21 protein-coding genes and 1 pseudogene are annotated in these 18,733 nt (G+C 64.1%); 9 read left to right on the top strand and 13 right to left on the bottom strand.

From position 1 onward, the window contains the following. The 3 genes from RMO18_RS10285 to RMO18_RS10275 all read right to left on the bottom strand — a co-directional run. A partial coding sequence (locus RMO18_RS10285; RefSeq protein WP_309665710.1) for an N-acetylneuraminate synthase family protein occupies nt 1–659 on the bottom strand: 659 nt, incomplete at its 3' end. Between the two features lie 75 nt (nt 660–734). Continuing rightward, nucleotides 735–1,847 carry an acetoin utilization protein AcuC gene (locus RMO18_RS10280; protein ID WP_309665708.1) on the bottom strand — a complete coding sequence of 371 codons (1,113 nt, stop codon included), beginning with the start codon at nt 1,845–1,847 and terminating at the stop codon, nt 735–737. A 26-nt stretch (nt 1,848–1,873) separates the two neighbouring features. Next, nucleotides 1,874–2,383 carry a glutathione peroxidase gene (locus RMO18_RS10275; protein WP_309665713.1) on the bottom strand — a complete coding sequence of 170 codons (510 nt, stop codon included), beginning with the start codon at nt 2,381–2,383 and terminating at the stop codon, nt 1,874–1,876. A gap of 185 nt (nt 2,384–2,568) precedes the next feature. On the opposite strand from RMO18_RS10275, the gene RMO18_RS10270 reads away from it, so the two are divergent. Both RMO18_RS10270 and RMO18_RS10265 read left to right on the top strand, forming a co-directional pair. Next, nucleotides 2,569–3,057, top strand: a complete 489-nt coding sequence (locus RMO18_RS10270; RefSeq protein ID WP_309665705.1) for an NUDIX hydrolase — start codon at nt 2,569–2,571, stop codon at nt 3,055–3,057. A gap of 166 nt (nt 3,058–3,223) precedes the next feature. After that, nucleotides 3,224–3,685 carry a DUF1178 family protein gene (locus tag RMO18_RS10265; RefSeq protein ID WP_309665704.1) on the top strand — a complete coding sequence of 154 codons (462 nt, stop codon included), beginning with the start codon at nt 3,224–3,226 and terminating at the stop codon, nt 3,683–3,685. 123 nt (nt 3,686–3,808) lie between these two features. Here RMO18_RS10265 and RMO18_RS10260 read toward each other — a convergent pair whose 3' ends face one another. Further along, nucleotides 3,809–4,306: a MarR family transcriptional regulator gene (locus RMO18_RS10260; RefSeq protein WP_309665703.1), complete on the bottom strand. Its 498-nt coding sequence runs from the start codon at nt 4,304–4,306 to the stop codon at nt 3,809–3,811. An 80-nt stretch (nt 4,307–4,386) separates the two neighbouring features. Continuing rightward, nucleotides 4,387–4,662: a succinate dehydrogenase assembly factor 2 gene (locus tag RMO18_RS10255; RefSeq protein WP_309665701.1), complete on the bottom strand. Its 276-nt coding sequence runs from the start codon at nt 4,660–4,662 to the stop codon at nt 4,387–4,389. A gap of 102 nt (nt 4,663–4,764) precedes the next feature. Here RMO18_RS10255 and RMO18_RS10250 point away from each other — a divergent pair, with 102 nt between their 5' ends. Both RMO18_RS10250 and RMO18_RS10245 read left to right on the top strand, forming a co-directional pair. Then, complete coding sequence (locus tag RMO18_RS10250) at nt 4,765–5,967, top strand: pyridoxal phosphate-dependent aminotransferase (protein WP_309665696.1); 1,203 nt, start codon at nt 4,765–4,767, stop codon at nt 5,965–5,967. Between the two features lie 9 nt (nt 5,968–5,976). Further along, nucleotides 5,977–6,390, top strand: coding sequence for a hypothetical protein (locus RMO18_RS10245; protein ID WP_309665695.1), 414 nt, complete (start codon nt 5,977–5,979; stop codon nt 6,388–6,390). 2 nt (nt 6,391–6,392) lie between these two features. Here the strand turns inward: RMO18_RS10245 and RMO18_RS10240 are convergent, their stop codons facing one another. Continuing rightward, nucleotides 6,393–7,136, bottom strand: a complete 744-nt coding sequence (locus RMO18_RS10240) for a VCBS repeat-containing protein (RefSeq protein WP_309665694.1) — start codon at nt 7,134–7,136, stop codon at nt 6,393–6,395. After that, complete coding sequence (locus RMO18_RS10235; protein WP_309665692.1) at nt 7,136–7,459, bottom strand: 2Fe-2S iron-sulfur cluster-binding protein; 324 nt, start codon at nt 7,457–7,459, stop codon at nt 7,136–7,138. Before RMO18_RS10235 ends, RMO18_RS10240 begins: the two co-directional genes overlap by 1 nt. 336 nt (nt 7,460–7,795) lie before the next feature. Between RMO18_RS10235 and RMO18_RS10230 the strand changes: the two are divergent. After that, nucleotides 7,796–8,187: pseudogene (locus RMO18_RS10230) on the top strand (OB-fold nucleic acid binding domain-containing protein). A gap of 63 nt (nt 8,188–8,250) precedes the next feature. Here RMO18_RS10230 and RMO18_RS10225 read toward each other — a convergent pair. The 6 genes from RMO18_RS10225 to rpiA form a co-directional block, all read right to left on the bottom strand. Further along, the gene (locus tag RMO18_RS10225) at nt 8,251–9,705 is read right to left on the bottom strand and encodes a Do family serine endopeptidase (RefSeq protein ID WP_405054045.1); all 1,455 of its coding nucleotides are present in this window, start codon (nt 9,703–9,705) and stop codon (nt 8,251–8,253) included. A gap of 156 nt (nt 9,706–9,861) precedes the next feature. Beyond that, entirely contained in the window at nt 9,862–10,062 is a 201-nt protein-coding gene (locus RMO18_RS10220; protein WP_309665690.1) for a DUF2065 family protein, read from the bottom strand. After that, nucleotides 10,059–10,955 carry a protease modulator HflC gene (hflC, locus tag RMO18_RS10215; RefSeq protein ID WP_405054044.1) on the bottom strand — a complete coding sequence of 299 codons (897 nt, stop codon included), beginning with the start codon at nt 10,953–10,955 and terminating at the stop codon, nt 10,059–10,061. Before hflC ends, RMO18_RS10220 begins: the two co-directional genes overlap by 4 nt. Next, the gene (gene hflK / locus RMO18_RS10210; protein ID WP_309665689.1) at nt 10,955–12,151 is read right to left on the bottom strand and encodes an FtsH protease activity modulator HflK; all 1,197 of its coding nucleotides are present in this window, start codon (nt 12,149–12,151) and stop codon (nt 10,955–10,957) included. Before hflK ends, hflC begins: the two co-directional genes overlap by 1 nt. 79 nt (nt 12,152–12,230) lie before the next feature. Continuing rightward, the gene (gor, locus tag RMO18_RS10205) at nt 12,231–13,592 is read right to left on the bottom strand and encodes a glutathione-disulfide reductase (protein ID WP_309665687.1); all 1,362 of its coding nucleotides are present in this window, start codon (nt 13,590–13,592) and stop codon (nt 12,231–12,233) included. Nucleotides 13,593–13,683: 91 nt separating this feature from the next. After that, nucleotides 13,684–14,469, bottom strand: a complete 786-nt coding sequence (rpiA, locus tag RMO18_RS10200; RefSeq protein WP_309665686.1) for a ribose-5-phosphate isomerase RpiA — start codon at nt 14,467–14,469, stop codon at nt 13,684–13,686. A 243-nt stretch (nt 14,470–14,712) separates the two neighbouring features. Here rpiA and RMO18_RS10195 point away from each other — a divergent pair, with 243 nt between their 5' ends. The 4 genes from RMO18_RS10195 (at nt 14,713) to RMO18_RS10180 (ending at nt 18,694) form a co-directional block, all read left to right on the top strand. After that, nucleotides 14,713–15,393 carry a glutathione S-transferase gene (locus RMO18_RS10195; RefSeq protein ID WP_309665684.1) on the top strand — a complete coding sequence of 227 codons (681 nt, stop codon included), beginning with the start codon at nt 14,713–14,715 and terminating at the stop codon, nt 15,391–15,393. A 24-nt stretch (nt 15,394–15,417) separates the two neighbouring features. Continuing rightward, nucleotides 15,418–16,104: a glutathione S-transferase family protein gene (locus tag RMO18_RS10190; RefSeq protein WP_309665682.1), complete on the top strand. Its 687-nt coding sequence runs from the start codon at nt 15,418–15,420 to the stop codon at nt 16,102–16,104. Continuing rightward, nucleotides 16,104–17,483 carry an L-serine ammonia-lyase gene (locus RMO18_RS10185; RefSeq protein ID WP_309665681.1) on the top strand — a complete coding sequence of 460 codons (1,380 nt, stop codon included), beginning with the start codon at nt 16,104–16,106 and terminating at the stop codon, nt 17,481–17,483. The genes RMO18_RS10190 and RMO18_RS10185 overlap by 1 nt, the downstream gene beginning before the upstream one ends. A 287-nt stretch (nt 17,484–17,770) precedes the next feature. Then, a complete protein-coding gene (locus RMO18_RS10180) occupies nt 17,771–18,694 on the top strand; it encodes a DMT family transporter (protein WP_309665679.1) in 924 nt (307 codons plus the stop codon). Nucleotides 18,695–18,733: the final 39 nt, after the last annotated feature.

Genomic DNA, 18,733 nt, shown 5'->3' with positions numbered 1-18,733 from the left:
ACTGACGCAAGCGCCATTTCCGGCCCGATGGAGTGGTCCGAAAATCCGACAACCGCATTCGGAAAGGCATTCCGCAGGTCCGTGACACCTTGCAACGACACGATCTCGGGCGGTGACGGGTACAGGTTGGTGCATTCCAAGAGCGCATAGTCGATGCCCGCGCCATCCAGAATCGCCACCGACCGGCGGATGGTGTCGATCGTCTGCATCCCCGTCGACAGGATCACCGGCTTGCCCTTGCGCGCGATGTGGCGGATCAACGGCAGGTTGTCCGCCTCACCCGAGCCGATCTTGTAGGCGGGCACGTCCAGCGTTTCCAGAAAATCCGCCGCCGCCCGGCTGAAGGGCGTCGATATCCAGATCATCCCCAGGCTTTCGGTATAGCGCTTCAGCTCCGCCTCTTCGGGCAGGCTGAGGGCGCAGCGTTCCATCACGTGCCAGATCGACACATCGGCATTCGGCGGAAAGATGCTTTTCGCCTCCTCCGTCATCTCGTCTTCGATGATGTGGGTCTGGTGCTTGATCATCTCGCAGCCCGCGCCGGCGGCCAGCCGCACCATTTCCTTGGCCACGGACAGATCGCCGCCGTGGTTGATCCCGATCTCGGCGATTACAAGCGGCGGGTGGTTCGGGCCGATCTCGCGGTGGGCGATCTTCATCGGGCGCGTCCTCAAATTGTGCTCGTTCCTGCTGCCTCAGGGCGACCGACTTGTCAAGAAACCGGACTTTACCCTTTAGCGCCGCGCCAACACCGCCAACCGGTCGCGCACCTCATTGCGCAGTGGCCCATTGCGGGCGTCATCGCGCAACGTGGTCAACAGCGCCTCGTTCGGCGGGGGGCGCCCGCCCCCACCCCAGCCCAAGCCGCGCAACACTGCTTCGGCCTCAGGCGGCAGCCGGTCAGGCACCTCGCGATTGGTCAAAAGACCCCAGATCAGCGTCCAGCACCGGCCCACCGACCAGGGATTGTAGCCGCCGCCGCCCAGCACCAGAAACCGCGGGCTGATCGGCCGCAACGCCGCCACCACCGCCAGATACGCCCGGTTTGACAGCTCCAACCGCGACAGCGGGTCTTCCAGCAGCGAATCCGCGCCGCATTGCAACACCACAACCTCGGGCCGGAACTCGGCCACACGCGGCAGGATCAATTGGTCCAGCACCGCCTCCATCTCGGTGTCGTTGAACCCCTTTGGCACCGGCAGATTGAACGCCGATCCTCCGGCCTGATCTTCAATGGCACCGCTGAACGGCCAGCGCCCCTCCTCGTGGACCGAGATCATCCTTACCCCCGGATCACCGGCAAAACCCCGCTCAACCCCGTCACAATGATGCGCGTCGATGTCGACATACGCAATCCGCTGCAGCCCTGCCCGCTGCATCACCTTGATCCCCAGCACCACGTCGTTCAGATAACAAAACCCGTTCGCCCGGCCCGGCAGCCCATGGTGCGTACCCCCGCCAGGCACGTGTATCACTCCGGGCGAATGGGCCAGCAACTGCGCCGCCAACATCACCCCCCCGGCGCCAGTGGCGGGGCGGCGGAACACCTCCGGAAATACCGGATTGGCCAGCGTCCCCAAGTGAAATCGCGCGCGCATCTCGGGCGTGGCCTCGGCCATGGTTTCGGCCCGCTGCAAGGCGGCGATGTAGTCGGCGTCGTGCCAAAGGGCCAGTGCGGCAGGCTTTGCCCGCGGGCTTGCGCGAAACTGGTCAGTCGGCAGCCACCCCAGGGCACGCGAAAGGTCCATCACCGTGGACACGCGCGGCACCCGCAACGGATGCCCCGCACCGTAAGACGACCCCCGATAGATGTCCGACCCGATAAACAGCGGGCCCGCGGGCTTCAAGCCGGTCGCGGCTTGCACCGCCCGTGTCACTGCAGCAGCGCCTCGATCCCGCCCCGGATCGCCTGCCCCAGCGGTTCAGGTGCAGACCCCCACGTCTGTACCACTGCCCCATCCGGCCCGATCAGCACCTTGTTGAAGTTCCAACCCGGCACAAACCCGGTTTGCGCCTCCACCCATTTGTAGAACGGATGCGCCTCTGCCCCCTTCACATGGGTGATTTCGGTCATCGGCAGCGACAGATCGAAGTTCAGCGCGCAATATTCCTTGACCGCCGCCTCATCCGCCAGCTCCTGCTTGAAATCGTCCGACGGCACCGCCAGCACCAGCACACCTTGCGGGCCATAGCGGTCATGCAGCGCCTGCAGCCCGTCAAACTGGCCGGCAAAGCCGCACAGCGACGCCGTGTTCACCACCAGAACCGGTTTGCCTGCCCAATCATCCAGATCAATCTCGCCGCCGTCGATCGACTGGAACTGAAACCCTGCTTCGGCGGCCGCCGGCGCAAGGATCAGGGCCAACCCTGCTGCAACCAACATCTGTCTCATGCGAACGACCTCCGGTTGGCGACACCTGTGCCAGATAACGCGGTCGGGGCGAGCGTCAATTGCCGCGGGCATATGTTCGGGAAAACATCTGTAAATGCTGGAAAAAATGTGCAATACTGCACGAATGGATTGTTAGGGGGCCAGATCCGGGAAACGGGCGGCCGAATGGGCATTTGATGAGCAGGCAGGACATGTTTGTGGCACGTGATGCCAAGGCCCCGGACGGGGTCCGTATTCAGTACGGGGCTTTGTGCTGGCGTCAGTCGGTTTCAGGAATCGAAGTTCTCTTGATCACCAGCCGCGATACCGGGCGCTGGGTGATCCCAAAGGGCTGGCCGATGGCAGGCCTCGCGCCCGAAGCGGCTGCCGCACAAGAAGCGTGGGAGGAGGCGGGGGTTCGGGGCGTCGTCGATCCCGTCTGTCTTGGGCGCTTTGGCTATCTGAAATGCGTGACGCCAATGGCAACCGTGCCCTGTGCGGTTGCGGTCTACAGTCTGCGCGTCGGGGATCTGGCCACCCGGTTTCCCGAAATGAAGGAACGCACCCGCCAATGGTTCAGTCAGGCCGAGGCGGCAGATCTGGTCGACGAAAGTGACCTGCGCCGCATCATCGAGGCGTTCGTGCCACCTTCCAAAGGCCGTGCCGGCCCGATCGTGGCTGAATAGATCTCTGTTTGGTCCCGGTGCGGCGCAGCCGGAATGGACGTTCTGCCGCTTTGTGACCCCAAGCTGATAGCGAAGTCAGCGATTGCGACGCTTCGTCGTTATTGGGCATTGACCTTGCGTATCTGATGCTTAGCTATCCGTAAGATCGAACAGCAGGACCCGACGGATGATCCGTTACTCGTTGAAATGCGTCGCCGGACACGGCTTTGAAAGCTGGTTTCAGAACGGTGCTGCCTTTGCGTCCCTGGACAGCGCCGGGCAACTGGCCTGTCCGGTCTGCGGATCGACGACCGTCACCAAGGATTTGATGGCCCCCGCGGTGCGCCCGGCCCGCTCCGCCACGGTGGCGACCACAGCAGCATCGTCCCCGGACGCGACGGCAAAGGGTCTTCTGTCACAGCCCGGCAGTGACGTCGAAGCAGCACTTGCGGCGTTGAAAAAGCAGATCGAGGAAAATTCGGAATATGTCGGCCTGAACTTCGTGACCGAGGCGCGCAAGATGCATGCCGGCACCACACCAGAACGCGCCATCCACGGCGAGGCAAAGCCGGACGACGCCCGCAAGCTGATCGAAGACGGCGTGCCGGTGGCACCTCTCCCTTTCCTGCCGGGGCGCAAGGTCAACTGACCCAAGGCCGCACGGTCGGCCTAACGTGCAATCGGTTCTTGCAAGGCCCTGAAAATGAACCCTTCCTGACAGCCACCACGTTCCGCATCGCAAACCGGCGCGCCGTACCACAAACCTCATCTTTCAATAGATGTACCGGATCTGTTCGGTCCAGAACCGCTCCATCCGCTTCAGCGAGGTGTTGATTTCATCCATTCCAGAACTGCTGACCATGCCCCGCTTTTCCATGATCTCGGCGTGACGGGCGAACAGGTCCGACAACATACCCCGCACCCGCCGCCCCTTTTCGGTCAACCGCACCCGCACTGACCGGCGGTCGATTTCTGATCGTTGATGGTGCATGTAGCCCAGCTCGACCAGTTTCTTCAGATTGTAGCTGACGTTCGACCCCTGATAATAGCCGCGCGTCTTCAATTCGCCGGCTGTCACCTCGTTCTCGCCAACATTGAACAGCAACAGCGCCTGAACCGAGTTGATCTCAAGGATTCCCACCCGCTCAAACTCGTCTTTCACCACATCCAGCAGCAACCGGTGCAATCGTTCGACCAGGGCCAGGTTATCAAGATAGCAAGACAGGAACGCCTTGTGCGAGCCGTCGAGCAGGGGTGCGTGTTGGGTCATCCGTCTTCTCCGCCTCCATTGGAACAAAGGCAGAATCAGCACAAACAGCAAACATTTGGTAAACTGGTGCCGATTTCGTTTTAATTCTGCTGCATCAGGCGGGTTCTCGCGAAATCCGCGATGCGGGACAGCAAGGGCACAATCGCCTCGGGGGCCTGACCCTGACCCAGAATCCACGCCATCAGGTCCTGATCGTTCTCGGCCAGAAGCCTTTCATAACACTCCAGCTCCCCTGCGCTCAGGCTCGCCAGATGCAGGTCCGACCAAGGCCCCAGCACCAGATCCATCTCCTTGGTGCCCCGCCGCCATGATCGCATCGCCATCCGCTTGAGGCGCGCCTCCGCTGTCTCTGTCATGTTTCGTCCGATCTGGCTTGAACCTGTCACGCACGAACCCTAAGACAAGCCTCGCCCGAACTCCAGTGATGACCCCGCCTACTACTAAGAAGGACGCACCCGATGGCTTTTCTGTCCGATACCCTCGCCCGTGTGAAGCCATCCCCCACCATCGCCGTGACAACCAAGGCCCAGCAGCTGAAGTCTGATGGCCGCGACGTGATCGGCCTTGGCGCAGGCGAGCCGGACTTCGACACACCACAAAACATCAAGGACGCGGCCAAGCGCGCGATCGATGCGGGCAAGACCAAATACACGCCGGTTGATGGCATCCCGGAATTGAAGGCCGCGATCTGCGCCAAGTTCCTGAAGGAAAACGGGCTGACCTACACGCCAAGCCAGGTTTCGGTCGGCACTGGCGGCAAGCAGATCCTGTACAACGCGCTGATGGCCACCTGCAATCCCGGCGACGAGGTGATCATTCCCGCGCCTTACTGGGTATCTTACCCTGACATGGTGCTGCTGGCAGGCGGCGTCCCGGTGCCGGTGGTCGCAGGCATCGAGACGAACTTCAAACTGACGCCCGCACAGCTTGAGGCGGCGATCACCCCAAAGACCAAGTGGTTCATCTTCAACAGCCCGTCAAACCCCACCGGCGCGGGCTATACCAAGGGTGAGCTGAAGGCCCTGACCGACGTGCTGATGCGCCATCCGCAGGTGTGGGTGATGTCGGATGACATGTACGAACACCTCGTTTTCGACGATTTCGAATTCTGCACCCCGGCCGAGATCGAACCCGCACTGTACGACCGCACCCTCACCTGCAATGGCGTGTCAAAGGCCTATGCGATGACCGGCTGGCGCATCGGCTATGCGGCAGGCCCGGTGGCCCTGATCAAGGCGATGGGCACGATCCAGTCGCAATCCACCTCGAACCCCTGCTCGATCAGCCAGCATGCAGCGCTCGAGGCCTTGTCCGGCCCGCAGGATTTCCTTGCCCCCAACCGCGCGCTGTTTCAGGGCCGGCGCGATCTGGTGGTGTCGATGCTGAACCAGGCCAAAGGCATCCGTTGCCCCCGGCCAGAAGGCGCGTTCTACGTCTACCCCGATATCTCCGGCTGTATCGGCAAGACCACGCCGGGCGGCACCCTGATCACCAATGACGAGGTCTTCGCTGACGCATTGCTGGAAGACACCGGCGTTGCCGTGGTGTTCGGCGCGGCCTTCGGGCTATCACCGAACTTCCGCGTCAGCTACGCTACCTCCGACGAGGTGCTGCGCGAGGCCTGCTCCCGTATCCAGCGGTTCTGCGCCGGGCTTATCTGAGGGGGGCACATGGCAGACGATCTTCCGGACTATTACTTCCGCATCCGCGAGAACGGCGCCGTGGTGTTTCGCGTCACCACCGAAAACCGCCAGCGCCGGATCGAACTGGACGAGATCGCCACCGTCAACGTCAAGAACGGCACCGTCAAACCGCATGGCGAGGTGGCGCTGACCCAGCCCGACCGCGACGCGATTGCCACCTGGCTTGCGGCGCGGGTTGACCAACTGGCAGCCCGCGATGTCGACGACATCCTGCGCGCCGCCGATCATTTGAACCTCACCGCGCAATGGGTGCAGTCGCGCGCCAGTGACGATCAGCTTGACGCCGTGACCGATGCGCTTTTGCTGGCGATGCACGATCTGCGCACTGTGCTGGTGCGCAAGAAATCCGAACGCATTCTGGGCGCAAGCGACGGCGGCTGACCTCAGCAGCCCGGCAGCCGTTGCAGGCCACCGCCGGGCCATGCACCGATATCCGCGGCGACCGGCCCCGCCTTGGCCCAGCGGACCCGCAGCATCCGTGCCCAGTCCTTCGAGGCCAGCACCAGTTCCTGCCCCGCCCCGCAATCGCGCACCCCGCCCGAAATGAAGTCATCACCAATCCGGTGGTTGGTCACATCCGCCACCCGCGCGATCTCGACCAGTCGATCCCCCTCCAGCCGCACGAACACCAACGAAGCCAGCAGATGCGGGCGGTCGACATAGGCAATCTCCACCCGCCCATCGCCGTCGAAATCGGCGATTCCGGCCGGGGCCAGCCAGCGATGCGTCTGGCCGATATAGGGGGTGGCAGCGATCTTGCCCTCCGGGCCGTAAACGGCGAGGGATGCACCTAGGGCGATATCGGTTTCAACAACGATGACTTCAGGTGCCCCGTCGTTGTCCAGATCGGCAAGCCGTGTTTCCAGGTCCTCGAACACGCGGGACGCGGGAAGGGTTATGCGCAGCACTTCATTCGAAACCGTCCCTTCGTCAAAACAGCCGAGTATCTGAGCACAAGGGACCACCAGGATTTGCAGGCCGCCCCATTCAATGGCATCGCCCAGAATGCCATGATCATAGCGTGTCGTCGGCTGTACAAATTCCGCGCTTAGCACCGCTGGAGCGCGAAGCTCAACCTCCGCCCGCGCTGCCCCGGCCATCAGCACGAGGGCCAGCGCCAGCCGCATCAGATCTGTTTTTCCGGCATCTGCACGCGCAACCCGTCCAGCGCGTCACTGACCTTCAACTGGCAGGTCAGGCGCGACCGGGCCGCATCCGGCTTCCAGGCGAAATCCAGCATGTCTTCTTCCATGCTGTCCTTCTTCGGCAGCCGGTCCACCCAGGCGGGGTCAACATAGACATGGCATGTCGAACAGGCGCAGGCGCCGCCGCAATCGGCCTCGATTCCCGGAATGCCGTTGTCGCGCGCGCCCTCCATCACGGTCAGGCCATTGGCCACCTCGACCACATGTTCCTTGCCGCCATGTTCAACGTAAGTGATCTTTGCCATTCCCAGCACCCTCGCGCAAATCCGTCCCCCTCGATCTAGCCCAAGGTGAAGCGGTCTTCCACCCCCTGCGACGTTGCTTTCGCGGCGATGTGTACCGAACCTCTCCCCTTGCGTGACAGCCCTTGCTGTTCGGACGCCCGAAGCGGCGCTCGACAGCGCCTGTGCCGGAACGCTCAGGACCCCAAGTCCGTGGCTCGGTGTCTGGACGGTTTGCACAACGATGACTTCGACCGGCTGGAAACCGTCTGGCATAAAACCTTGTTCAAGATGCCGCAGGACCACTGCGATTGTGCGGATCATATTGCGCTGCCCACCGTTTGTTCTTCATTCGCTCTCATGACCACACCAGATTACGCCCCCGACTGGCCCGTGCAAAAGCCACCCGCATGGCCGCGTCCGCCTTTGGCGTTGCCGGTGGGCGGCTCAACGAACCGCCCACCGGGGCGCGGGTCTGCGTGGCCGGACTGGTCCTTATGCGCCAGCGGCCCGGCACCGCCAAAGGCGTGATCTTCGTCACGCTGGGGGATGAGACCGGCACCTGCAACGTCGTCGTCTGGGCCAATGTCTACGAACGCTTTCGCCGCGCGGTGATTGCGGGCCGCATGCAGCGCGAGGCTAATGTGGTGCATGTGGTGGCCGAGGTGATCGAGGATCTGTCGCCGATGCTTGACCGCCTGCCGGACCCCGCCTTCAAGTTTGACGGTGTCCGGGCCGGCGATCAGCCCTGAGGCCATGCGCCCATGCAAAAGGGCGGCAGGTTGCCCCGCCGCCCTTCGCCAAACCGCAACAGATCACTCGATCGACAGCGCCACGAACCGCGGATCGCCACCCCGGCGGATCAGCAGCAGCAATGACTTGCGCCCCGCAGCCTTCGCTTCGGCCACCCGATCTTCCAGGTCCTTCAGCCGCGCCACCTTCTGCTGACCTGCCTCGGTGATCAGATCCCCCTCGCGCAGCCCCTTGGTATAGGCCTCCGATGCCGCGTCAACCGACATCACGATCAGCCCCTCGGTCCCGGCATCCAGCCCCAGCCGGTCGCGCAGGCTGTCGTCCAGCGGCACCAGCGTCAGGCCCAGGCTTTCCATCTGCTTGGGTTCTTCGGGAACCGGGGCAGCCGCAGGCATCGTCGCGGCCTCTGCCTCTTCACGGCGGCCCAGCGTCACCGCCAGCGTCTCGGTCTTGCCCTCGCGCTGCACGATCACCGGCACTGCCTCGCCAATCGGCGCGTCGGCCACCCGGCGCGTCAGATCGCCGGCATCGCCCACCGGCTGGCCAAAGAACATGGTGATCACATCGCCTGCCACGATCCCCGCATCCTTGGCAGGGCCCTCTGGCACGTCTGTGACCAGCGCCCCCTTGGCCTCGGCCAGACCCATCGCCTCGGCCACATCCGGGGTCACATCCTGAATGCGCACCCCCAGCCAGCCGCGCCGGGTTTCGCCAAACTCCTTCAGCTGCGCCACCGTCTTTGACACCACGTTCGACGCCATCGAGAACCCAATCCCGATCGACCCGCCGTTCGGGCTGAGGATCGCGGTGTTCACCCCGATCACCTGACCGTCCATGTTGAACAAAGGCCCGCCCGAGTTGCCCCGGTTGATCGCCGCATCGGTCTGCAGATAGTCGTCATAGGTACCCGAAAGCTCGCGCCCACGCGCCGAAACGATCCCGGCGGAAACCGAGAATCCCTGCCCCAGCGGGTTGCCCATCGCCATAACCCAGTCGCCGACACGCATCAGATCGGAATTGCCGAACGCCACGAACGGCAACGGCTCGCTCGCCTCCACCTTCAGCAGCGCGATGTCGGTCTTCGGGTCGGTGCCCACCAGTTTCGCCGGCAGCTTCTTGCCGCCAAAGAACTCGATCTCGATCTCGTCGGCACCTTCGATCACATGGTTGTTGGTGACGATGTAGCCGTCCTCCGAGATCACGAACCCTGACCCCAGCGCATCAGACCGCTGCGCGCCACCGTTGCCGCCGGGTGCATTGAAGTCATCGAAGAAATCTTCGAACGGGCTGCCTTCCGGGACCATTGGCATGCCGTCGGCAGGGGCCGCGATCATCGCGCTGGTGGTGATGTTCACCACCGACGGGCTGATCTGTTCAGCCAGTTCGGCAAAGCTTTCCGGCGCACCAAAGGCCTGCGCGTCCTGCGCAGGTGCAAGCGCCATGCCAAAGCCAAGCACCAGCGCCAGAACGGTGCTGGACCGCAGGGCGGTCCGGATAGAGGGGGTCAGGTCAGGCACGATACGAACTCCTTGTTTCGCTCATAGCGGCGCAGAAGGCGGGCGAAATGGTCCGCGGTCGCGTCAGGGCATGTAGAACAGTTAGCCGGGCCAGCGCGCAATGCAAACCCCGTCGCGCTGCATCAAAGGGATGTGAACGGATTTGTCACGCCGCAATCAGCCTGCCCCGGCCCACGCGCCCGACAGCCAGACCAACGCGACCCCCAATGCCAACCCCGCCAGACCGATCATCCGGCGCTGTTCACGGCTGAGGCCAGCGATTATCCGCATCAGGTCTTCCATGCGCAAAGGGGCCAGCGCAAGCGCCAGCCCCTCCAAGATCAGCACCAGCCCGAGGGCCAAAAGCACAAAGCTCATGGCGCAGGGGCAGCCGGTTCAACAGGAACCGGGATCTCATATGACCTGAGGTATTCGAAAAACGCCGAATCGGGGTTCATCACAATCGACGAATTGCCCGCCTGCAGCGCCCGCTCATACGCGGTCAACGACCGGGTAAAAGCAAAGAACTCCGGGTCGCGGCCAAAGGCCTCGGCATAGATCGCGTTGCGTTCGGCATCGGCCTCACCGCGGATGACTTCGGCCTTGCGCCGCGCATCCGAGGTTAGTTCCACCACCGTCCGGTCAGCGCTGGCGCGCACCCGTTGCGCCGCTTCGCCACCGCGCGCGATCTCATCCGCCGCTTCGCGTTCCCGTTCGGCCCGCATCCTTGCGAAGGTGGCCTCCAGGTTCTGCTCGGGCAGATCGGTGCGCGTCAGCCGCACGTCGATCACATCGATGCCCAGCGCCAGCGCCTGCCGCCGTGCGATATCGCGGATCTGGTTCATCAGCGCGGTGCGGTCTTCTGACAGCACCCGCGATGATGGCACCGAACCCAGCACCTCCTGAATGGCCGGGTTGACGATGCCCTCCAACCGCCGGAGCGCCTGCGCCTCGGCCCCAGTGCCCACCGCCTCACGGAAGGTCACCAGATCGACGATCCGCCAGCGGGCGAAGGCGTCAACCACCAGACGCCGGTCATCCAGCATGGTGACTTCGATCGGCGTCGTCGGCAGGCCCAGGATCCGGTCCTCGTACTGCACCACTTCCTGAATGAACGGTATCTTGAAGCCAAGCCCCGGCTCGGTCTTGACCTGCGTCACCTGACCAAACTGCAGCACCAGCGCCTTCTTGCGTTCGTCCACGATGAACAGCGACGACAGGATGCCGACCAGAACGATAACGATTACGGGGATCACATACATCGCGCGCATCAGTTGGTTGCCCCCGTTGTGCCCGTTGTTCCAGCAGCAGCTTGCGGCGCAGTCATCCGCCCCAGCTCGTTCAGCGGCAGGAACGGCACCACGCCCTGCCCCGCTTCGCCGCCCGACACACCGTCAAGGATGACCTTGTTCATGCCGCCCAGCACCTTTTCCATCGTTTCCAGATACAGCCGCCGACGGGTCACTTCCGGCGCCTTCACGTATTCGTCGTAGACCGAGATGAAGCGCGCGGTTTCACCCTGTGCCACGTTGACCGCCTGTGCGCGGTAGGCCTCGGCCTCTTCCTCCAGCTGTGCCGCGGCACCACGGGCCCCTGCGGTCACCCGGTTGGCATAGGCATCAGCTTCTTTCTCCAGCGTATCGCGCTTTTGCTGTGCGGCCTGCACTTCGCGGAAGGCGTCGATCACCTCGCGCGGCGGCTGGGCGCGCTGCAGGTTCACCCGGATGACCGAGATCCCGGCATTATAGCTGTCCAGCGTGGTCTGCACCGCCGTCTGCACATCCGCCGCGATCACGCCCCGGTCCCGGTTCAGGATCGGTGACAGTTCTGACCGCGCCACGATATCGCGCATCGCACTTTCGGCCACCGCGCGGATCGTATCCTCAGGGTCGGCAAGGTTGAACAGGTAGCCCTCGGGGTCCGAGATGTTCCAGACCACCTGAAAGCCGATATCAACGATGTTCTGATCGCGCGTCAGCATCAGCCCGGTTTCAGACCCGGCCTCGCCGGTGCCAATCTCGGTCAGACGCTCGCCGGTAACCTGCACCTTTTCATAGGTGACAACCGGCCATGGCGCAAAGTTCAGGCCGGGGCTGCCGATACCCGAGCTTTCGCCCAGAAACAGCTCCACCGACCGCTCTTCCGGCCGCACCGTGTAGAACGACATGAACGACCACAGCGCCAGCAGCGCCAGCGCGCCCAAAGCCACGCCCTGCCGGGTAATGACCGGGCCACCGTCACCGCCGCCCGTGCCCGGGCCGCCCGGGCCGCCGCGGCCACCACGCCCGCCCATCAGCACGCGTAACTGCTCTTGCCCGCGCTTTACCAGTTGGTCGATTTCGGGGATCTGCGAGCCGCCTTCACCCTTGCGGGGTCCACGCCGTTCCTCGTCATCACCGCCCTTGCCACCCCGGTCATCGCCATCCGAGCCGCCACCGCCGCCCCACGGACCGCCACTTCCTGCCATTGATTGGAACCTTTCCAGATTATCTCTTCGGTTAACTGGTTATCGCGGGCCAAAAATCAAGCCGGACCGCTGTCTGCATTCAGGCTTTTCGCACGGGTTTGCGCATTGTCACCAGTTCTTCCGACATCGTTGGATGCACCGCACAGGTGCGGTCGAAGTCTTCTTTCGTTGCCCCCATCCGGATCGCGATGGCCGCAAGCTGGATCATCTCGCCCGCTTCCGGTGCGACGATATGGCAGCCCAGCACCTTGCGGCTTTCCTGAGATACCACCAGCTTCATCATCACCCGGTCCGACCGGCCGGCAAAAGCCGTCTTCATCGGGCGGAACGCGGTCGCATATACCTCGATCGGCTCCTGCTCGCGCGCAGCTTCTTCGCTCAAACCAACTGACCCCATCTCCGGCTGCGTGAACACCGCCGAGGCCACCAGCTCATGGTCGAACTTGGTCGGGCGCCCCAGAAACACCGTATCGGCAAAGGCATGCCCCTCGCGGATCGCAACAGGCGTCAGGTTGATCCGCCCCGTCACATCGCCCACCGCAAAGATCGACGGCACCGCTGTCTGGCTCCACTCGTCGACCTTGATCTGGCCCTGCCGTCCCAATTCCACGCCAAGGCCCTGCAACCCCAGCCCCTCGGTGTTGGGGTGCCGCCCGGTGGCGTACATCACCAGATCAAACTCCCGCGACGACCCGTCCGTCGCCACCGCAACGATCCCGCTTTCCGACTTTTCCAGCCGCATCACATCGGTGCCGCAGTGGATCATGATCCCGTTCATCTGCATCGCGGTGGCGACATGCCCCCGCGCCTCGTCATCAAAGCCGCGCAGGATCTGCGCACCCCGGTAATACTGGCACACCTCCACACCCAGACCATTCAGAATGCAGGCGAACTCGCTGGCGATGTAACCACCGCCCACCACCAGTGCCCGTTTCGGCAACACCGGCAGATGGAACATCTCGTTCGAGGTGACCGCCAGGTCCGCCCCCGGAATATCGGGCACAAAGGGCCGCCCGCCGGTTGCCACCAGAATATGCTTGGCGCGGAACACCTCGCCACTGGCAAGTTTGACGGTATGGGCATCCACCAGCACCGCGCGGCTGTCGTGGATCGTGACCCCCGCCGTGGTCAGCGTATTGCGATACGCCGCCTCCAGCCGGTCCAGATCGGTCTCCAGCGTGGTGCGAAACCGCGGCCAATCAAAGCCGCCAAGCGTCACGTCCCAGCCATAAGCGCGGGCATTGCTGATCGCGTCAGGAAAGGCTGATGCAAACACCATCAGCTTTTTTGGCACGCAGCCCCGGATGACGCAGGTACCGCCCATCCGGCTTTCTTCGGCCAGTCCGACCTTTGCTCCGCCCTCAGCCGAAGCGATGCGTGCCGCACGCACCCCGCCCGATCCGCCACCAATAACGAAAAGATCATAGTCGAAAACGCTCATCCGCCGCTCCAATGGCCGTCAGGCCCAAATGCCCGCGCGATGAATGCACCACTTCACGCAATAGCGCCAGCTTGCAGCTCGGCCCTATGCGTCAGTCCAGATCGGCAAAGATGTTGTCTGCGGCCGCAACCTCCACCGACGAATCTTCGACCTTGCCGGTATTGATGTCACGCACCGACACCCGCCCGTCGCCGTGGCCGATCACCACGATGTCGCAGATGTCGATGAACAGGCCGTTCTCCACCACGCCGGGAATCTGGTTCAACACCAGCGCCAACTGGCGCGGATTGCCGATCCGCTTCAGGCTCAGATCCAGGATGAAATTGTTCTCGTCGGTCCTGACCGGCTTTGACTTGTTCATCCGCAGCGACACGTCGCGCCCCAGCACGTCAATGCTGAACAGCGTTTCTTCGATCAGCGCCTTGGTGGTCTGCCAACCGAACGCAATCACCTCCACCGGCAAAGGAAACGCGCCAAGCTGCGCCACTTCCTTGGCCGCATCCGCAATCACGATCATCCGGTCCGATGCGGTGGCCACGATCTTTTCCTGCAGCAGCGCCGCGCCACCGCCCTTGATCAGGTTCAGGTTGGGGTCAAACTCGTCGGCGCCATCGATCGTCAGGTCCAGCCATTTCACGTCATCCATCGAGGTGATCGGCACGCCCAATTCCCGCGCCAGCTCCGCCGTCCGGCGCGATGTGGGCACGCCCAGCACCTTCAGCCCTTCGTCCTTCACCCGCTCGGCCAGGCAGCGCACCATCCACGCGGCCGTGGACCCGGTGCCAAGGCCAAGCTTCATGCCGCTTTCCACAAAATCAACCGCGCGCCGTGCCGCCACGTATTTGGCTTTGTCGATGGGCGATAGATCGGCAGACATCGGGTTCTCCTTCTTTGCCCTCCGACTTAACGCAATCGCCGTTTGAGAGCGAGAGACTTTTGCCATCTTCAACGCAAACCGCCAGTTGGCGCTTGGGGCCAGCACCATCGCCCGCCCCCTGGCTGACACTTGCCAAACCAGCGCAGAGTTGCCTTAACGCAAGAATGGGTCGCTTTTCGGCCAGCGCTGCGCCATCACTTGCCGCAGGCTGTTGCGACAGCACTGATCCGGACCTCACACCGCATGTACACCCTGCACTACGCGCCAGACAACGCCTCGCTCATCATCCGGCTGGTGCTGGACGGCGCCGGCATTCCCTACCGCACGGCGCTTGTCGACCGCGCCACCCGCCAACAAGACAGCGCCGCGTACCGCGCCCTGAACCCCGCAGGTCTGATCCCCACGCTGGAAACCTCCTTCGGCCCGATCTCCGAAACCGGGGCAATCCTGATCTGGCTGACCGACCGGCACGGCCTTGGCCCCCGGCCTGATGCGTCCGACCGCCCGGCCTTTCTGAAATGGCTGTTCTTTCTGTCAAACACCGCCCATGCCGATCTACGCCAGCTGTTTTACCCGCACCAGTACAGCCCGGTCGAGGCGCATCCCGGCCACGCCGAAATCATCTCCCGGCGGATGATCACGAACTTCACCCTGCTCGATGCCGCTGCCAGGGCGCATCCTGCCCTGTTTGCCCCGGCACAGCCCCTGGCCGCCTATACCCTTGCACTAGCCCGCTGGTCGGTGCTTTATCCCAAAGGTGGCAGCCGCTGGTTCGATCTTGCCGCATTTCCCGCAATTGCGGCCCTGGCCCGCGCGCAGGAACGCCGCGTCGAAACCCCGGTCATCGCGCGGGAGGAGGGGTTGGGCCCGCACCCCTTCACCGCCCCCGTCCACCCCCAGCCGCCCGAGGGCAGCGCCACCTGAAAACCCTTTTCACGAAAGCCCGCCATGACCGCACCAGACCTGAAACCAGACCTCAAACTGCACGCCATTCCCGACTGGGCCTCCGTCATCATCCGCTTCGCGCTGGAGGAGATGGCCGTGCCCCACACGCTGGTGAAAAAGGATTTCGACGCCGGGGATCTGGACAGCCCCGTCTACCGCGCGATCAACCCACTAGGCCTGATCCCCGCGATGGAAACCCCGAACGGCCCGATGTTCGAAACCGCGGCCATCCTGTTGTGGCTGACCGACCGGCACGGCAGCCTTGCCCCCGGCCCACAAGACGCCGACCGCGCGGCCTTTCTGTCCTGGCTGTTCTTCACCTCCAACGCCCTCCACCCCGCCGCCATGGCGCTGATCTACCCCGACCGCCCTGCGGGAGAGGCTGCGGCGGCCGCCGCCATCGCCGTCGCCCATGAACAGGTGCGCGCCCGCCTCGGGCTGGTCGAGGCGATGATTGCCGCCAAACACCCGCGCTGGCTGTCGGCCACCGAACCGGGTGTGCTTGGCTACTACATCGGCACCCTGGTGCGCTGGATGACGATGCTGCCGCCCGCACCCCATGCGATCACCCTGACCGCCTTCCCCGCCCTGCACGCGGTGCTTGCCGCCCACGAAGCCCGCCCCGCAGCGCTCCGCGTGGCACTCGCCGACGGTCTCGGCCCCACCCCTTTCACCAATCCGGTATCCTGATGTTTCTTTCCGTCTTCGACATGTTCAAGGTCGGCATCGGCCCGTCCTCCTCCCACACGATGGGCCCGATGGTTGCCGCGGCCCGGTTTCTGGACACCCTGCGCGCCTCGCCGTTTCATGCCCACGGCCTGCGCGCCTCTCTGCACGGCTCGCTCGCGTTCACCGGGGTGGGCCATGCCACCGACCGCGCCACCATCCTCGGCCTTGCCGGGTTTGAACCCGCCACCTATGACGCCGAAAAGGCCGAAACCGCCCTTGCCCGGATACGTCAGACGCATGTGATCGACGCCCCCGGCCTTGGCCCGCTCAGCTTCGATCCCGGAAAGGACCTGCTGTTTGACTACGGCCCGGCCCTGCCCGGCCACGCCAACGGGATGATTCTGAAAGCCGCCGACGCGCAGGGCGACGTGATCTTGCAGGAAACCTACTATTCCATCGGCGGCGGCTTCGTGTTGACGGCGGACGAAATCGCCGGCGCCGGTGGTGCCAGGGCCCGCCAGCGCGCCGATGTGCCCTATCCCTTCGAAAGCGCCGCCGAGATGCTGGACATGGCCCGCGCCTCGGGCCTCTCCATTGCCGCAATGAAGCGCGCCAACGAGCTGAAGTTCCGCAGCGGTGCCGAAATCGACGCTGGCATCGCGCGGCTCTGGCAGGTGATGAACGACTGCATCTCGCGCGGCATGCTTGGCACCGGCATCCTGCCCGGCGGCCTCAAGGTGCGCCGCCGCGCCAAGGGCATCCATGACGCGCTGATCGCCGAACGCGGGCTGAACATGACCGCGCCGCACACGATCAACGACTGGATGAGCCTTTACGCCATGGCGGTGAACGAAGAAAACGCCGCCGGCGGCCAGGTCGTCACCGCCCCCACCAATGGCGCGGCTGGCGTGGTGCCCGCCGTGCTGCGCTACTACCTTGACCATGTGCCTGGGGCGTCGGTCAGCCGGATCGGCGATTACATGCTGACTGCCGCCGCGATCGGCGGGCTGTGCAAACACAACGCCAGCATTTCGGGCGCCGAATGCGGCTGTCAGGCCGAGGTCGGATCCGCTGCCGCGATGGCCGCAGCGGGGCTTGCCGCCCTGCTCGGCGGTACCCCGGAACAGGTGGAAAACGCCGCAGAAATCGCGCTGGAACACCACCTCGGCATGACCTGCGACCCGGTCAGGGGCCTGGTGCAGGTGCCCTGCATCGAACGCAACGGCCTTGGGGCGATCAAGGCGGTTTCGGCGGCCAGCCTGTCCTTGCGCGGCGATGGCCAGCACCTGGTCAGCCTTGATGTCTGCATCGAGACGATGCGCCAGACCGGAAAGGACATGCACGAGAAATACAAGGAAACCTCGCTCGGCGGCTTGGCGGTCAACGTCCCGAACTGCTGACAGCCTGACCAGACGGCGCCGCGCCAAAATGGCGCGGCACGCCCTTTCTGGCCCCGCGCAAAGCGCGGGGCAGTGCCTCCGGCGGGAGTATTTGTGCAAAGAGCAATGAGCCTGATTTGCTCTTTGCACAAATACCCGTCTTCCCCGAGCCGGTTGCGCCTCTGGCGCAGAGGCGAGACCCAAACCTGCGCCTGCCAAGGCGCTCAATCGCAAAACCGCCGTTTGCGGCAGACCTGCCCGTCGCAATCAGGCGCGCCGGACCAGGCCCGCCCGCGCTAGGCAACAGCATGAGCACTGACCGTATTCCTCGTGGCATCTTTTTGATGCTGGCTTTCTGTGTCCTCGCACCTTTGCTCGACGTCTCGGCGAAACTGGCGGCCGAGGGCGGGATCCCCGTGGGCCAGATCACCACGGCGCGCTTTCTGGTTCAGGGCCTGCTGATGCTGCCGGTCGTGCTTTGGATGGGCCTCACCCTGCGCCTGCCGCGCCGCGCATTGGGGTTTGTCACCCTGCGCGCGGTGTTCCTGATCCTGTCCACCTTCTCCTTCGTGTCCGGCATCGCCGTGATGCCCGTGGCCGACGCCCTGGCCATCGCTTTCGTCGAGCCGTTCATCATCTTGATCCTCGGCAGCCTGATCTTCGGCGACCATGTCGGCCCGCGCCGGATCGCGGCCTCGGTCGTGGGGTTTTGCGGCGCGCTGCTGGTGATCCAGCCGTCGCTTGCGGTCTTCGGCTGGGTGGCGCTTTGGCCGCTCGGTACCGCGTTCTTCTTCGCCTTCTACATGCTGGTGACCCGCGCCATCTCGGCCTACATGCACCCGGTCAGCATGCAGTTCCACACCTCATGGACCGGCCTCCTGCTGTGCCTGCCTGTGATGCTGCTGGCACAGGGGTCTGGCGTGCAAGCGCTTGACCCCGTGCTGCCCAGCGGCGTCCTGTGGCTCTGGTTGTTCGGCGTCGGCTTCTGGGCCGCGATCAGCCATATCTGCATGACCTACGCGCTGAAATACGCGCCTTCCGCCACCCTCGCGCCGCTGCATTATTCGGAAATCGTGGTCGCCGTGGCCTTGGGTTATGCGGTGTTCGGCGATTTCCCGAACCCGCTGACATGGGCCGGGATCGCGGTGATTGTCGCCTCCGGGCTTTACATCATCCACCGCGAACGGCTGGCAGCACGGGCCCCGGCCCTCAGGGCTGCGTCAACGCCCTGATCGCCGCATCCAACCGCCGCCGGGGCAGGATCACCAGCA

Origin of the sequence: Tabrizicola sp., from assembly GCF_031377265.1 — a bacterium.
Taxonomy (GTDB): Bacteria; Pseudomonadota; Alphaproteobacteria; order Rhodobacterales; family Rhodobacteraceae; genus JAUYQR01.
The sequence above is the reverse complement of the archived record's forward strand: the minus strand, read 5'-3'. Positions and strand labels throughout refer to the sequence as shown.

What these genes read in the sequence shown, in the direction of transcription:
- RMO18_RS10240 (WP_309665694.1), bottom strand. Translation starts at nt 7,136, where the DNA reads ATGCGGCTGGCGCTGGCCCTCGTGCTGATGGCCGGGGCAGCGCGGGCG.
- RMO18_RS10270 (WP_309665705.1), top strand. Translation starts at nt 2,569, where the DNA reads ATGAGCAGGCAGGACATGTTTGTGGCACGTGATGCCAAGGCCCCGGAC.
- hflC (WP_405054044.1), bottom strand. Translation starts at nt 10,955, where the DNA reads ATGCGCGCGATGTATGTGATCCCCGTAATCGTTATCGTTCTGGTCGGC.
- RMO18_RS10185 (WP_309665681.1), top strand. Translation starts at nt 16,104, where the DNA reads ATGTTTCTTTCCGTCTTCGACATGTTCAAGGTCGGCATCGGCCCGTCC.
- RMO18_RS10195 (WP_309665684.1), top strand. Translation starts at nt 14,713, where the DNA reads ATGTACACCCTGCACTACGCGCCAGACAACGCCTCGCTCATCATCCGG.
- hflK (WP_309665689.1), bottom strand. Translation starts at nt 12,151, where the DNA reads ATGGCAGGAAGTGGCGGTCCGTGGGGCGGCGGTGGCGGCTCGGATGGC.
- RMO18_RS10235 (WP_309665692.1), bottom strand. Translation starts at nt 7,459, where the DNA reads ATGGCAAAGATCACTTACGTTGAACATGGCGGCAAGGAACATGTGGTC.
- RMO18_RS10180 (WP_309665679.1), top strand. Translation starts at nt 17,771, where the DNA reads ATGAGCACTGACCGTATTCCTCGTGGCATCTTTTTGATGCTGGCTTTC.
- RMO18_RS10260 (WP_309665703.1), bottom strand. Translation starts at nt 4,306, where the DNA reads ATGACCCAACACGCACCCCTGCTCGACGGCTCGCACAAGGCGTTCCTG.
- RMO18_RS10220 (WP_309665690.1), bottom strand. Translation starts at nt 10,062, where the DNA reads ATGAGCTTTGTGCTTTTGGCCCTCGGGCTGGTGCTGATCTTGGAGGGG.
- rpiA (WP_309665686.1), bottom strand. Translation starts at nt 14,469, where the DNA reads ATGTCTGCCGATCTATCGCCCATCGACAAAGCCAAATACGTGGCGGCA.
- RMO18_RS10275 (WP_309665713.1), bottom strand. Translation starts at nt 2,383, where the DNA reads ATGTTGGTTGCAGCAGGGTTGGCCCTGATCCTTGCGCCGGCGGCCGCC.
- RMO18_RS10190 (WP_309665682.1), top strand. Translation starts at nt 15,418, where the DNA reads ATGACCGCACCAGACCTGAAACCAGACCTCAAACTGCACGCCATTCCC.
- RMO18_RS10265 (WP_309665704.1), top strand. Translation starts at nt 3,224, where the DNA reads ATGATCCGTTACTCGTTGAAATGCGTCGCCGGACACGGCTTTGAAAGC.
- gor (WP_309665687.1), bottom strand. Translation starts at nt 13,592, where the DNA reads ATGAGCGTTTTCGACTATGATCTTTTCGTTATTGGTGGCGGATCGGGC.
- RMO18_RS10255 (WP_309665701.1), bottom strand. Translation starts at nt 4,662, where the DNA reads ATGACAGAGACAGCGGAGGCGCGCCTCAAGCGGATGGCGATGCGATCA.
- RMO18_RS10250 (WP_309665696.1), top strand. Translation starts at nt 4,765, where the DNA reads ATGGCTTTTCTGTCCGATACCCTCGCCCGTGTGAAGCCATCCCCCACC.
- RMO18_RS10245 (WP_309665695.1), top strand. Translation starts at nt 5,977, where the DNA reads ATGGCAGACGATCTTCCGGACTATTACTTCCGCATCCGCGAGAACGGC.